General features: G+C 40.4%; 12 protein-coding genes. 5 read left to right on the top strand and 7 right to left on the bottom strand.

Annotation, left to right across the window (positions count from 1 at the left end; genetic code table 11):
- Positions 1-273 precede the first annotated feature (273 nt).
- Positions 274-1071 carry an ATP-grasp domain-containing protein gene (locus MKY52_RS07925; RefSeq protein WP_339799751.1) on the top strand — a complete coding sequence of 266 codons (798 nt, stop codon included), beginning with the start codon at positions 274-276 and terminating at the stop codon, positions 1069-1071.
- On the opposite strand, the gene MKY52_RS07920 is transcribed toward MKY52_RS07925, so the two are convergent.
- From MKY52_RS07920 to MKY52_RS07910, 3 genes are all read right to left on the bottom strand, one after another.
- Positions 1066-2415, bottom strand: coding sequence for a bifunctional folylpolyglutamate synthase/dihydrofolate synthase (locus tag MKY52_RS07920; protein WP_341050846.1), 1350 nt, complete (start codon positions 2413-2415; stop codon positions 1066-1068). The genes MKY52_RS07925 and MKY52_RS07920 overlap by 6 nt on opposite strands.
- 14 nt (positions 2416-2429) lie before the next feature.
- The gene (locus MKY52_RS07915) at positions 2430-3476 is read right to left on the bottom strand and encodes a hypothetical protein (protein WP_341050843.1); all 1047 of its coding nucleotides are present in this window, start codon (positions 3474-3476) and stop codon (positions 2430-2432) included.
- Positions 3477-3543: 67 nt separating this feature from the next.
- Entirely contained in the window at positions 3544-4194 is a 651-nt protein-coding gene (locus MKY52_RS07910; protein WP_341050840.1) for a hypothetical protein, read from the bottom strand.
- A 285-nt stretch (positions 4195-4479) separates the two neighbouring features.
- On the opposite strand from MKY52_RS07910, the gene MKY52_RS07905 reads away from it, so the two are divergent.
- From MKY52_RS07905 to MKY52_RS07890, 4 genes are all read left to right on the top strand, one after another.
- Entirely contained in the window at positions 4480-5862 is a 1383-nt protein-coding gene (locus tag MKY52_RS07905; RefSeq protein ID WP_341050838.1) for an ABC transporter substrate-binding protein, read from the top strand.
- A 156-nt stretch (positions 5863-6018) separates the two neighbouring features.
- Positions 6019-6861, top strand: coding sequence for a carbohydrate ABC transporter permease (locus MKY52_RS07900; RefSeq protein WP_042184126.1), 843 nt, complete (start codon positions 6019-6021; stop codon positions 6859-6861).
- Complete coding sequence (locus tag MKY52_RS07895) at positions 6861-7694, top strand: carbohydrate ABC transporter permease (RefSeq protein WP_042184128.1); 834 nt, start codon at positions 6861-6863, stop codon at positions 7692-7694. Before MKY52_RS07900 ends, MKY52_RS07895 begins: the two co-directional genes overlap by 1 nt.
- Before the next feature lie 100 nt (positions 7695-7794).
- The gene (locus MKY52_RS07890) at positions 7795-8826 is read left to right on the top strand and encodes a LacI family DNA-binding transcriptional regulator (protein ID WP_341050835.1); all 1032 of its coding nucleotides are present in this window, start codon (positions 7795-7797) and stop codon (positions 8824-8826) included.
- A gap of 62 nt (positions 8827-8888) precedes the next feature.
- On the opposite strand, the gene MKY52_RS07885 is transcribed toward MKY52_RS07890, so the two are convergent.
- The 4 genes from MKY52_RS07885 to MKY52_RS07870 are packed head-to-tail and all read right to left on the bottom strand — an operon-like array spanning position 8889 to position 13073.
- A complete protein-coding gene (locus MKY52_RS07885; RefSeq protein WP_341050833.1) occupies positions 8889-9119 on the bottom strand; it encodes a hypothetical protein in 231 nt (76 codons plus the stop codon).
- Between the two features lie 24 nt (positions 9120-9143).
- A complete protein-coding gene (locus MKY52_RS07880) occupies positions 9144-10256 on the bottom strand; it encodes a GerAB/ArcD/ProY family transporter (protein WP_341050831.1) in 1113 nt (370 codons plus the stop codon).
- Positions 10257-10277: 21 nt separating this feature from the next.
- On the bottom strand, positions 10278-11477 hold the full coding sequence (locus tag MKY52_RS07875) for a Ger(x)C family spore germination protein (protein ID WP_341050829.1): 1200 nt from the start codon (positions 11475-11477) through the stop codon (positions 10278-10280).
- A gap of 3 nt (positions 11478-11480) precedes the next feature.
- The gene (locus tag MKY52_RS07870) at positions 11481-13073 is read right to left on the bottom strand and encodes a spore germination protein (RefSeq protein WP_341050827.1); all 1593 of its coding nucleotides are present in this window, start codon (positions 13071-13073) and stop codon (positions 11481-11483) included.
- Positions 13074-13122 lie beyond the last annotated feature (49 nt).

The following is a 13122-nucleotide window of genomic DNA, read 5'->3' as shown; positions in this document are numbered from 1 at the left end:
TGTATTAAAGTTTAACCGCTTTAACTTTTTGGTTCGCTTGATAAGCTTATCATAGAGGATGATCACTAAATAATCAATACTTATTTTTAACTATAAGAACGCTATCAGTCATTAAACATAACATTAACCCTGTTATTTTTTTGAGAAAGTCCCTCGAACAAGATTTCTAAGTTTTTTATGATAGTAATTATAACATCTGAATGTTATTTTCGATTGATATTTCTCATGCTATGATTAGGTTTGGTCATATTTTGTTAGAAATGAGGAAACTGAATGACGACTAGACCTTACTTAAAAATGATCCAGCATTCTGTTACAACCTCAGGGATTACCTTTGAGGAAGTTACACCGAATTTCGTATATAGAGCTACGGATGGATTGAAATCATTTGTGATGGTAGACGCTGAGATCGGACTAAACAACAGTGCTTCTACGATCATTGCTATGAGTAAATCTCTAACTTATGACGTTTTGCATAAGGCGAATATCCCCGCGGTAGAACATATCTATTTGCCACATCCTGACTCCAAATTTAACAACTTGAATCCTTATTCATTGGCTGAACGTTATTTCCAAACGCTCAATGGGGTGGTAGTTATGAAGCAGGATAACGGGGCACAGGGAAATCATGTGTACAAAATTAATGAGATTGCCGATCTGCACGAAAAGCTGGATTTATTATTTTCTTTACAGCTTAATGGGGCAATAGGTCCCTATTATGAAGCGGAGATTGAGTATAGAATCGTAACTTTTAATCACCAGGCGCGTGTATTCCTTGGAAAAAAAAGAGTTCGCTCTTGGAAGCACAATTTGATTAACGGGGCTGTTGCTATTGAGGTTAGCGATCAGGCTAAACGAGCGGCGCTTGCGGCGCTTGCTTCCGAGACCTCTAAAGCGATGGGCCTTGATTTCTGCTCCGTGGATATCTTGGAGACAGATCAAGGCCTCAGGGTGATCGAAGTGAATCATAAGGTTATGCTAGATGAGTATTGTAAGCAGAATCCAAGTGAAGTGCCAGCTCTATCTGATCTTTATCAGGAAGTCATTCTCCAGCGCTTTGAGAAGCTATAAGCCGATATCGAGCAGCGATTGCCCGAATAATCTTTTGGTATTTCCGATGAAGGTTTGCGTGCCAACAATTACAATAATCTCGGAAGACGAGCGAGTTTGTATGTGCGTTAGAGCGTCCTCTAAATAGGGGAACTCGTAACTTTGTTCGATAAAACGTTTGGCAACATGGAGTGCATCTGTAGGAAAAGAAAGATGACTAATATCGGGCTTTGTGATGATTAATTGATCCGAGACCGAACTCATCACTTCGATAACCCCGGGGTAATCTTTATCTTTAGGGACCCCGATAATTGAAGTTACAGCTCGGCTGCGGTCAGGATTCACCAGTTGAATAAGCTCAGCCAAATAGCGTGCCGATTCTTTATGAATTGCTCCGTCAATTATCGTTAATGGATCATGGCAGATCACTTCACAGCGACCCGGCCATTGCAATTGCGCAAAGCATTTGAGAACGAGTTCCCTATTCAGAGGACCGCTTGTAATATCCTCACATAGTGCGACTGCAGTGGCTGCATTTAGAGCTTGAAATTGCCCCAATAACGGAATCGTTAAGAACGGGTAAACCGCTTGATTTGTCTGAACATTAAAAGTAGTTCCAACGGGTGTTATTGCAATAGAGTCAGCCCAGAACTGCTCCTCATAATACTGCACAGCGTTGGAAGTGAGGTTCGCTTTTATAGTCGCAAGTACGCTCGATTTCTGTTTGCTGATATAGACGTTAGTAGCCTTGTTTTTGACGATGCCCAGTTTATGTAGTGTAATGCTGTTCAGGTCAGGTCCTAAATTAGCTACATGTTCCTCCATAATCGGAGTAATGACAGCCCAATCATTCTTCAGGACATTCGTGTCATCAAACCTTCCGCCTCTTCCACATTCAATTACATTGAAATCGGTATGATTCTCCTTGAAGTACAACGTCGCAATCGCCAGACCCACCCCAACAGGACCTTGATACTCATCAGCGGCAAGCTGATCTTCAATCGTTCGAAATCCCTCGCGAACTACATTTCCTAATCGTACAAAATCCTCTGTGGATATGGCCCGCCCGTCAATCCGTATTCTTTCGTTGAAATCCACCAGATGAGGGGAGGTGAACAAGCCCACTTTATAGCCTAGGTGACTTAACAAAGAAGAGATAAACCTTGAGGTGGAGCCCTTACCTTTACTGCCTGTGACTAGTATGTATTGTTGATCTCGATCCGGATTTCCGACTAGATCCAGCAATTTTCTGGTTAATTCCGGTCGTCTAACTTGTCCATCCAAAGTTTCTGTGATGTTGTTAATGGCTCTTAGATAAGAGCTGTAGATCATATCTTCTACCTGGGCTTGTGAAGTGAATACCACGATCATCGCTCCATTTAGTTAATTTTTGCTCGTTCTTCAGATAGCGTCGTATAGATGATTATCGGAAGTAGTACCAGAGAAATAGCAACGGTCAGAGCGATGCTCCAGCTCAAATCCTTATACAGCTGTACTACTGTAAACAATAGAGCAATTACAGGCAAGACCAGCTTATTTAAGTGTTTTAAGAATAGGGAGTTCATGCTTCTCTTTACGGTAACCGATGTGCCGATACTGGGGATTTCTAGTTCATTTCGTGACAAAGCGGTGATTCCGATAAATAAGTGACTGTCGTTAAATTTGAGCTGATCATCCTCCTCATTTAGCTTGATCAACTGGGCAATATGCTCAGTGTCTATATCTAAGATGGGGACGGTGATTTCTTTGTTGTTATAGGTGATGACGATTTTGTCGGTCTCTTCCATGCCCAGCAGCTTTCTAACATTGGGGTGAATTCGGCATAGATTTTGGTGCTCATCAAAAGGATAGGGATGTCCTACTCTTAGTGTAAGCTCTCTTTTGCCAATAAAAAGATTTCCTAATGCGGTTAAGGGCCGTTTGATTCCCAGATGTATAAGTTTATGTATGCCTGGCTTGGACTGAGGACTTGTTCTTGCACGGGTAATAATTAGTTGATCATCCTCAGTGGCATGAGTCTCAAGTAACAACATGATATATCTGTTGAAATATAGTGCATTCGGCTTGGCTGTGTCATCCTCTTTTAACGTTAAGTTTACCCGAAAGCCATTCTTAGGATTAATCAGCTCTACATGGTTCGAATACTTGCGGACGAGCGTTGGACAAGCCTTGACATAAGGTTTGGCAATCTCGTCCACTTTAGGAATTCCCCGAAGGATCGTGTTGTACTCAGGTTTAGTAATGGTTAATCCTGTTATGGGGCAATCTCCTAGCTTGTCCTTTGCTCTTTTAGATAATTGGATACTGCCTCTAGGGATATCACTTTTAGATAAAAGCAAACAGCTAACCTGAGCATCATTCTCTGCTTTAAGCTCGACAAAGATATGGTGGACTAAGCCTAATTCAGCCAGCTCATCGGGGTTCATCGTGAGTTCTTCCCGGGCAGTATAGCTTTGTTTGTCCAAAAGGGTGAAGGTCTGCTCGATATTTATGTTAGGCACCTCCCAATTGATTGATGATTTGTTCGAGGGAATGAATGGTTTTTTGGAATAAATCAAATGATTTCGGGTTACGATAATTTCGATTAATTTCAATTTGAATACTTTGAACTAACAGTTCTTTGGCGGAATACGATGTGACCGTTCCCGGATGAGATGCAGAAAATGTATGGTTTTGATGAACATTGGTAATACCATTATTGAAAAAAATACGTACGATTTCATTTATATTATTTTCTTGTATGGAAGTTCCGTGTAATGTACCTAAATCAATATCAAATTCCCTATCCTTAGAGGCACCATGCAAGTCTATAACAAAGTTAATTTGATGTTCTTTGACAATTGTTCCAAGTGCAGTCTTATATTCTCCGCCAAGGATGTAATTGGGGTCTTCTTTGGAGAAGCTATTGGAATAGATACAGTGACAATTGGTGAGCTTTTGTAACAGCAGCGCAAGAGAACCTGTATACATGTCCGCAGGTTTTACTGCATGCTCTCTATAGTGATTAATGGTATGCGGAGCGGACACAAGGACAGGAAGAGTACCTTTTACAATGGAGTAAGAGGGCTCTACCCCGATATCGCCAAAATAATTATTATTAGAGAATTGTAACTCATACTTTTCGATCAGAGATAAGATATGCAATCACCTATTCATAGTTATTTTAAAAATATAAGAAAGTCGAAGGCGTTTATACTTGTCTATTATAACGTTTGAAGATTTGTAATGGCGAGTTTCTGCAATAAAATGGTTATTGAAATGTTCCAAACGGTGTGCTAATATTTCAATTGAAAACGTTACCGATAAGGATACCGGAAAAAAGCGGAGAATATTTAAGTGAAATGAAAACGCTGACATTATTCTCGGTGAGCAAGCTCGGAGACGTCTTTAAGAGAAGTATTTAATAAAAAAGTTCGAGGGGGAAGAAAAATGAAGAATATTAAAAAATATCTAGGGCTCATGTTGGTAATGTCTATGGTTGTAGTCTTGGCAGCAGGGTGTGGGAATAAAGAGAACAATACAGCAACCAATGGTGGAAACGCTTCATCTGGTAAAAATGGATCGGTTTACTTTTTAAACTTCAAGCCTGAAATTGCAGAAATATATGAAAAAATCGCTAAGGATTACGAAGCGGAAACAGGCGTTAAAGTAAAAGTCGTAACAGCTGCAGCAGGTACTTACGAAACCAAATTGAAATCCGAAATTTCTAAGTCCGATGCACCTACGATCTTCCAAATTAATGGTCCTGTTGGTTTCCAAGCGTGGAAAGATTACACCTTGGATTTGAAAGATACTAAGCTATACAGCTACTTGTCCGACAAAAGCTTGGCTGTAACTGAAGGCGAAGGCGTGTATGGTATCCCTTACGTAGTTGAAGGCTACGGTATTATCTACAACGACGCCATTATGAAGAAATACTTTGCTTTAGCTGACAAAGCTGTTTCGATCTCTTCCACAACTGAAATCAATAATTTCGAGACTTTGAAAGCAGTAGTAGAAGATATGACCGCTAAAAAAGATCAACTGGGTATCAAAGGTGTATTCGCCTCGACTTCCCTCGCTGCTGGTGAACAATGGAGATGGCAGACTCACTTGGCTAACTTGCCACTGTACTATGAATTCAAAGACAACACTGAGTTTGATAACACAGTTCTTGCCGGTCTGGCTTCTAAGGAAGTTGAATTCAAATACAACGATAAATTCAAAAACATCTTTGATCTTTACATCAAAAACTCTGTGACTAAAGAATCCCTTCTGGGTAGTAAATCTGTAGCGGACTCCATGGCTGAATTCGCACTGGGTAACGCAGCAATGGTTCAAAACGGCAACTGGGCGTGGTCACAAATCAATGATGTAGATGGTAACGTAGTTAAAGCTGAGGACATCAAATTCTTGCCTATCTACACAGGTATGGAAGGTGAAGAAAAACAAGGTCTGGCTGTAGGTACAGAAAACTATTTGGCAATCAACAGCAAAGCCTCTGCTGAGAAACAACAAGCTTCTATCGCATTTTTGGAATGGTTGTTCTCCAGTGAAAAAGGTAAAGCTTATGTAACGAACGACTTAGGTTTCATCGCTCCATTCAACACGTTTGAAGACAGCGAAAAACCAGCAGATCCACTTGCTAAAGAAGTATCCGCTTGGATGGAGAAAGATCTGACTTCCGTGGCTTGGACATTTGCGGCATTCCCAAGTGAAGAGTTCAAAAATGTCTTTGGTGATGCGCTCTTGCAATACGCTCAAGGCAATAAAACCTGGGATGAAGTTGTAACCATCTTTAAGGACACTTGGAAGGCTGAAAAGGCAAAATAATAAATGCATGGAAAAATGATTGAATAACTCTCAGTTGTTATAAAGATAAAAGCTTAGTGCCACTGGATTCCCTTTGGAATTTCAGTGGCACTAAGCAACAATTCGAGTGAATTCATCTGTTTCATCATTTTCCATACTGAGATAGGAGAAGACTCCATGGAAAAATCGATAAGAAAATATTTTGCTCTTTTTGCATTACCGACCATAATAGCCTTTGGGATCGCATTTGTTGTACCTTTTCTTCTAGGTATATATTTATCCTTTACAGAGTTTACTACCGTCAATGATGCAAAATGGATAGGTTTTGGCAATTACATTAAAGCATTTTCAAATCAAGAATTTCTAAATGCACTAGGCTTTACTGTTAAATTTACAGTTCTATCTGTTCTTACGATTAATGTATTCGCCTTCATACTGGCGATGTTGTTAACTAGAAAGCTAAAAGGGACTAACGTATTTAGAACTATTTTTTTCATGCCTAACTTGATAGGCGGTATCGTATTAGGATACATCTGGCAGCTGATCTTTAATGGAATTCTGTATAAATTTGGAGTCACTTTGACCTCTGACGCAACTTATGGATTTTGGGGATTAATTATCCTTATGAATTGGCAATTGATAGGTTACATGATGATTATCTATGTTGCAGGTATTCAAAATGTGCCTAAGGATATAGTAGAAGCCGCAAGAATTGATGGAGCTTCACGTTCAAAGATTTTACGTAATGTGACGATTCCACTCGTAATGCCATCCATTACCATTTGTTTATTCTTAACGTTATCAAATTCATTCAAATTGTTTGACCAAAACTTAGCGTTGACCGCTGGTGCTCCTTCTAAGCAGACCTCGATGTTAGCACTGGATATCTACAATACCTTCTACGGAAAAACAGGATGGGAAGGTGTGGGTCAAGCGAAAGCCGTCGTATTCTTTGCACTGGTAGCCTTAATCGCCTTAGTACAACTTGTCATTACTAGAAGAAAGGAGGTTGAGAACTAATGCAACAGACTAGAGCAAAAGACTATTCCATATTCACTATTTTGTTGGTCTTGGCCATTGCGTTCTTATCTCCGATCTTTATTGTTCTGATGAACTCCTTCAAAGGGAAGTTCTACATTAGTGATACACCGTTCTTATTTCCTAATGGAACAACTTTTGTTGGTTTGAAGAACTATACCAGCGGTATAGCGAAGATTGATTTCTTCAGTGCTTTCGGAATGTCCTTGTTTATCACGGTGTGTTCGGTTGCTGTAATCGTGTTATTCACTTCCATGACCGCATGGTATATTACTCGGGTGAAATCAAAATTTACGAACTTGATGTATTACGCATTTGTGTTCTCGATGATCGTACCGTTCCAAATGGTGATGTTCACAATGACTAAGACAGCCAATGTACTGCATCTCGACAATCCGATTGGGATAATCTTGATCTATCTGGGATTTGGATCAGGGCTATCGGTATTTATGTTTAGTGGATTTGTGAAGTCCATCCCACTGGAGGTTGAAGAGGCGGTTATGATTGATGGATGTAATCCACCGCAGGCGTTCTTTAAAGTGGTATTGCCCATCCTTAAGCCTATAGCTGTAACCGTAGCGATCCTTAATGTAATGTGGGTATGGAATGACTTCCTGTTGCCTGACCTGTTGATCGGTACTGAATACAAAACCATTCCTATTGCGATACAGTACCTAAAAGGTGGATACGGATCGATTGATATGGGAGCTATGATGGCGATGCTAGTTCTAGCTATTGTACCCATCATTATTTTCTACCTCACCTGCCAAAAATATATTATCGAAGGTGTCGTTGCAGGAGCCGTTAAGGGTTAAATAGAATATGTATGTAGAAGCGAGTAGGGTGCTTTTCTTGTTGAGTCTTCTCTTCAAGAATCCCCTACTTTCTTATTTAACGTGTAAAGGAAAGGTAGAAATGGAGAGATTGACTATCATAGATATCGCCAAATTATGTGGGGTTGGCGTGACTACAGTATCTAGAGCTATAAATAATCATCCGGATATTAATGAAGAAACAAAAGCGATGGTTATGAAAGTCATCAAAGAAAACCATTATGTACCGAATAACAGTGCCAGAAATTTAAAACGTTCCGATTCGAAAACGATTGCAGTATTGATCAAAGGGATATCAAATCCATTTTTCAGCCCGATGATTAAAGTATTTGAAAAAGAGATCCAGCGAAAGAAGTATTCCTTTATCCTACAACGAGTTGATGAGAATCAAGATGAGATTGAAGTGGCAATTGAGCTGGAGAAAGAAAAGCGCCTGAAGGGAATTGTGTTCCTGGGGGGGTTATTCTCACACTCTCAAGAAAAATTACAGCAATTGACGGTTCCATTTGTCCTCAGCACGATTGGGATGACGGAAGAGTTTGATCTAAGTAACTATTCTTCTGTATCTGTAGATGACTTTAATGAGAGCTACAAAATTGTAGACTATTTATGTAATCTAGGACATGAGAAAATCGCAGTTATTACCGCGCCTGAAGATGATGTGAGTATCGGTAAATTAAGATATGAAGGATATAAAAAGGCTCTTTCTGATCATGGAATAGCTTATAATGAACGGCTAGTACGGCGGATGAAAGAAGATATTGATAGCTATAGTATGGAAAATGGGTATGCGGTTACAAAAGAACTGCTGGAGTCAGGGGAAGAGTTTACCGCTATTTTCACCTTATCAGATAGTATGGCCATCGGCGCTTGTAAAGCCATATTTGAAGCAGGCAAGCGAGTTCCTGAAGATTACTCTGTGGCAGGTTATGACGGACTGGATATTTCCTTCTATTATAATCCTTCTATCACTACCATCAAACAGCCAGTAGTAGAAATTGCGGAAGCGTCGATTAAGATTTTGTTTGATCTCATTAATAAGAAGGTCAATCATGCGCATCAGATTTTCCCTGCAGAATTAATCGTTAGAGAATCTACGAGATCTATCTTTTAAATTCTGGTTCGGAAGGTTCCGTTACGGGGACTAAGCCAGCTCATATAGGTTTAGTCCTAGGGTTAAGATAACCAGGAACTTACCATGTCAGCTACGGGATTATAGATAAATATCATCCAACCTAAAGGATTAGGGACCGGAATATGCAATGCGTTAATAATGCCTAAGAAGGTTCCAAACAAAAGAAGAAATGAGAACACCCACATCTCCTTGATTAATTTTCTCCTCCACATAAGGGGTACTTCGATGGCTATAATAACAGCCACAACGACGAGGATTACTACTAAATCCAATGTTTACGACCTCCCAAACCATATTTAGTTTTGAGATTTTAAATCTTTGCTGATTGCTCTTCGAAACATCGCGACGCCTAATAACACTAAGGGGAGAAATAACCCGAAGGTTATAATATAGTAGACCCAACCATTATCGAATACTGCGTTGTAATATGTGTAATTTGGGGCAATAAGAGGTGCCAGTGCAACCAATATTAGCCCTGTGGGTAAGGTTAACACGCGGTACTCCTTTAATTTAAATAATTGGGATAAACCCAGAATGAAAGCATAGAAGTACAAAGTGACTTCAATAAACAAGGTTAACATCCACAGGATAGCTATTAGTGCTTCAACTCGCTCGAAGAATCCACCAACCGATATGCGCCTTGCTATATTATAGCTTGGGTATATATCTCTAGTTGTCAGATCCGGACCTAACACTAATATGGAAATAGTAACTGTTATGAAGATTACAAGGCCACCTAAGAAACAGCCCCGAAGTAATCCTTTTGTTATCTTTTGTTGTTGGTTTACACAAGGGAGGATCATTAGGAAGACAACCGGTTCTAAAAAGGTATAAGCTGTAATGGGAATAGACCCTCTTAGCACAGGCTTTATCCCATCCTCCAATATGGGCAGCAATCTGATCGCATCCATCTGAGGGACAATTGCAACCGTTAGCGTCAGAAATAGGATAATAATTATGGGTGTAAAGATCTCGCCAGCTCGTCCAATGACCTCAATACCGAGTCGTGTTGCCATAATCACGATTAGTATGAATAAGATTAGAATAGGTGGAACAGGGGTTGCAGGCAACATCTCTGAAATCACAAAATCACTGACCTCCCGCATACTTCCAACGGTGACGATAAGAAAAAATATTAATGTCATAAGCGAAATTATAGTCCCTATCCATTTTCCAAAAGCTTTTTGAATCGCTTCAATAAACGTCAATTTGGGATATAACTTTGTAAACCTGCTGTACATATAGATGGTTAACAAACCAGCTGCCATCCCTATGAGGGTGGAAATCCAAGCATTTTGTCTGGCATATTGTGTAGTGGAAGGGGGGATTACAAGAACGGAATCTCCGATAGTCAGAAGCATAACCAGTATGGTCAGCTGTCTAGTACTTATTTTACCCTTTTCAAGCATAGCTTCGTTCCCTCCATTGTATCACTTCATCTCTTCTAAGAAAGAGTTAGTTACTTTCCCTAACAGGCGAATCTCAATGTCCGCCTTCACACTTACTGGCAGGTTAACAAAGGTCTGATCCCATATGTCTTTTAGTTTCTTCCATGCCTGTGGGTCAGAGCGGTGAATGACCTCACCGAAGCCAAAAATATCAGATTTGTATTCTTGTTGTACTTTCTTAATCGTAGTTTCGAATAATTGTTGTACTTTCAGGTTAGCGATTTGCTCTAATTGGGTGATGGTCTTTGGATTGGTCAGGTCCAGATTTCTGCATTGAACTTCTCCTATATTTGATTCTATATGTTGTTTGATACTGATTTCTGGCTTGCCATTTTTCATGCTGCCTTTTATTGTGGAATGGGCGTCAAATACATCAAGAGACACCTTCCTTCCTTCCGGACAATTGATGTAGAATACGGTGCTCTTCACCTTATTAGTTAAATAGTTATATACCTTTGATTCCTCTTGATTCAGCCAGCCAATCAATTTGTCCTCTTTAAATACAGCCAATCCGGAGTATTTCAATTCTGTTGGAGAGTCTACTGTTTCAACATTCTGCTGAGTTTCTCCCACATCTACATTTCCATCGATAATAACCCCGGTTAAGACTGGATTCTTACCTTTAGTAACAAGCTCTGTTATCAGTGTTCCTAATGTCACAGTAGATGTAGGAGCCCATTGTTTCTCCGATGTTTCCAGACTAGAATATAATCGCATGGCAGGAATCTTTTCGAGGCTGGTTAATATTTTCAAAGCGTCTGATGCTTTGGAGTTTTTGGATACGACTATAAAAAAGTCATTTCTCACTTCCGTATCTCTAGCCAAGAGATCAAGAACTGGACTGATTCCTTCCTTTGCTAAATCTTCGCCCAGAACTAATATTCGCAAATGAGCGATGTAAATTTTGCGGGGGCTAAGGGTTGTAATTTTCCTTACGGCTTCATAAACGGTGCTTCCAGTGGCTTTATATAGGTTTACGGGTGACTGAGGACTTCCGCCCTTTGAGCCTGCAATCTGACTGGGCAACACCACTTGTGCAGAAACTTGATATTGATCTCCGATCTTATCGATGCCGAGCCCGACAGTAATCGCAAGATCGTTCAATTCACGGCGACTCCAGCAACCTGTTATGAATATTTGCAAGAGTATAACAACGCAAAGCAGGAGTGATCTTCGTTTCATGGTTTATTCCTCCGTTAGATCTCCCGGTTTTTTCGGTGGTGTACTCTTTTCCCGAACGAGATTTTTTTGATTGATTAGCTTAGGACGTGTAAACATAGCCCAACGAGGCATTCGGAAAAAGGTGTCCTTTTGATCAACAAGATTAAACGGAGCTAGCGGGCTCATATAAGGAACTCCAAAGGAGCGTAAACTACACATATGAAGCACTATCGCGATAACACCAATGATAATTCCGAACAATCCAAAGGAAGCCGCTAAAAACATCATTGGGAAACGAAGCATTCTGACCGTCAAGGCGAGATCAAAGGCTGGCAGAACAAAGCTGGAGATCGCCGTAACAGCAACGACAATGAGCATGGCGGCAGAAACAATGCCGGCATCTACTGCCGCCGTTCCAATGACTAGTGTTCCTACAATGGAAACAGATTGGGCTATGGTTTGAGGCATGCGTACACTGGCTTCCCTCAGAATCTCAAAGGCAAGCTCCATTAAGAGTGCTTCAATAAATGCTGGAAGCGGCACGCCTTCCCGTTGAGCAGCCAAACTAATGAGCAGCGTTGTAGGCAACATCTCTTGATGGAAGGTAGTAATAGCTACATATAAAGATGGGGCTAGCAGGGAAATGAATATACAGAAATAACGGAGCATCCGAACTAAGGTACCAACATCTGCGCGTTGGTAATAATCCTCAGCGGTCTGCATGAAGGAAACGAATGTAGTAGGAACCGTCATTACTATAGGCGTTCCATCTACTAATATAGCTACTTTTCCTTCCATAAGAGCAGCTGCAATAACATCAGGACGTTCGGTATGATGAATGGTTGGAAATGGAGTATAGGTTTCATCCTCGATTAATTCCTCGATATAACCACTCTCCAAGATGCCGTCAATGTCTATCCGATCTAAACGTGAATGTACTTCTTGCACCACCCCGTCATCTACAATCCCTTTAATATACATAATGGCTACATCTGTTTGGGTGACACGCCCAATGGGTTGTGTTTCTAACCATAAGTTAGGGTCTTTTATTTTACGCCGGATTAATGCGGTGTTGGTACGCATGCTTTCTGTGAAAGCTTCCTTGGGACCACGGATCACCGTTTCTGTAGCACTTTCTGTTACACCACGATCTTTCCATCCACGCATGCCAATCGTGAAACCCTTAGCGTATCCATCTAGTAAGAGGATCACATCTCCGGATAATAGGGAGGTTAACAAAGAATTGAACTCCGTCGCATCTTTGATATCACCTACGGTAAGCATGTGATTTTTTAATAAGGAATAGTTGTCTTTCTCAGGTTCTAAGCTCAAATCTGGAATTTCTAAGACAAGGGACTCCAGAATGAAATCTTGAATAGCTTTACTATCAGCAAGTCCATCCGTATAGAAAATAGCGGCTTTCATTTGATGCTTGGAGCCAATGAAGAAATCTCTGACCACAAGGTCTGTGCTATTGCCGAGTGCTGTTTTTATATGTTCAATATTATCTTGAAGGTTTTCCTTGAGAGGTTCTTTAGGTAATTCTTTAGTGGGGCTGGGGTGCCCTAATGTAGGGTTTTTGAATATTTTAGTGATTGTTCTGTTCAGAAATCCCATAGTTGTTATCCCTCTTCCGCAAGCTGCTGTGAAATTAGCTATTACCAAA

Source organism: Paenibacillus sp. FSL P4-0184, from assembly GCF_038004625.1.
Taxonomy (GTDB): Bacteria; Bacillota; Bacilli; order Paenibacillales; family Paenibacillaceae; genus Paenibacillus_AQ.
This window is presented reverse-complemented; position numbering and strand designations above follow the sequence as displayed.

Excerpts from the sequence above, each read along its gene's own strand:
- MKY52_RS07905 (WP_341050838.1), top strand. The coding sequence starts at position 4,480 with ATGAAGAATATTAAAAAATATCTAGGGCTCATGTTGGTAATGTCTATG.
- MKY52_RS07890 (WP_341050835.1), top strand. The coding sequence starts at position 7,795 with ATGGAGAGATTGACTATCATAGATATCGCCAAATTATGTGGGGTTGGC.
- MKY52_RS07870 (WP_341050827.1), bottom strand. The coding sequence starts at position 13,073 with ATGGGATTTCTGAACAGAACAATCACTAAAATATTCAAAAACCCTACA.
- MKY52_RS07925 (WP_339799751.1), top strand. The coding sequence starts at position 274 with ATGACGACTAGACCTTACTTAAAAATGATCCAGCATTCTGTTACAACC.
- MKY52_RS07875 (WP_341050829.1), bottom strand. The coding sequence starts at position 11,477 with ATGAAACGAAGATCACTCCTGCTTTGCGTTGTTATACTCTTGCAAATA.
- MKY52_RS07895 (WP_042184128.1), top strand. The coding sequence starts at position 6,861 with ATGCAACAGACTAGAGCAAAAGACTATTCCATATTCACTATTTTGTTG.
- MKY52_RS07900 (WP_042184126.1), top strand. The coding sequence starts at position 6,019 with ATGGAAAAATCGATAAGAAAATATTTTGCTCTTTTTGCATTACCGACC.
- MKY52_RS07880 (WP_341050831.1), bottom strand. The coding sequence starts at position 10,256 with ATGCTTGAAAAGGGTAAAATAAGTACTAGACAGCTGACCATACTGGTT.
- MKY52_RS07915 (WP_341050843.1), bottom strand. The coding sequence starts at position 3,476 with ATGAACCCCGATGAGCTGGCTGAATTAGGCTTAGTCCACCATATCTTT.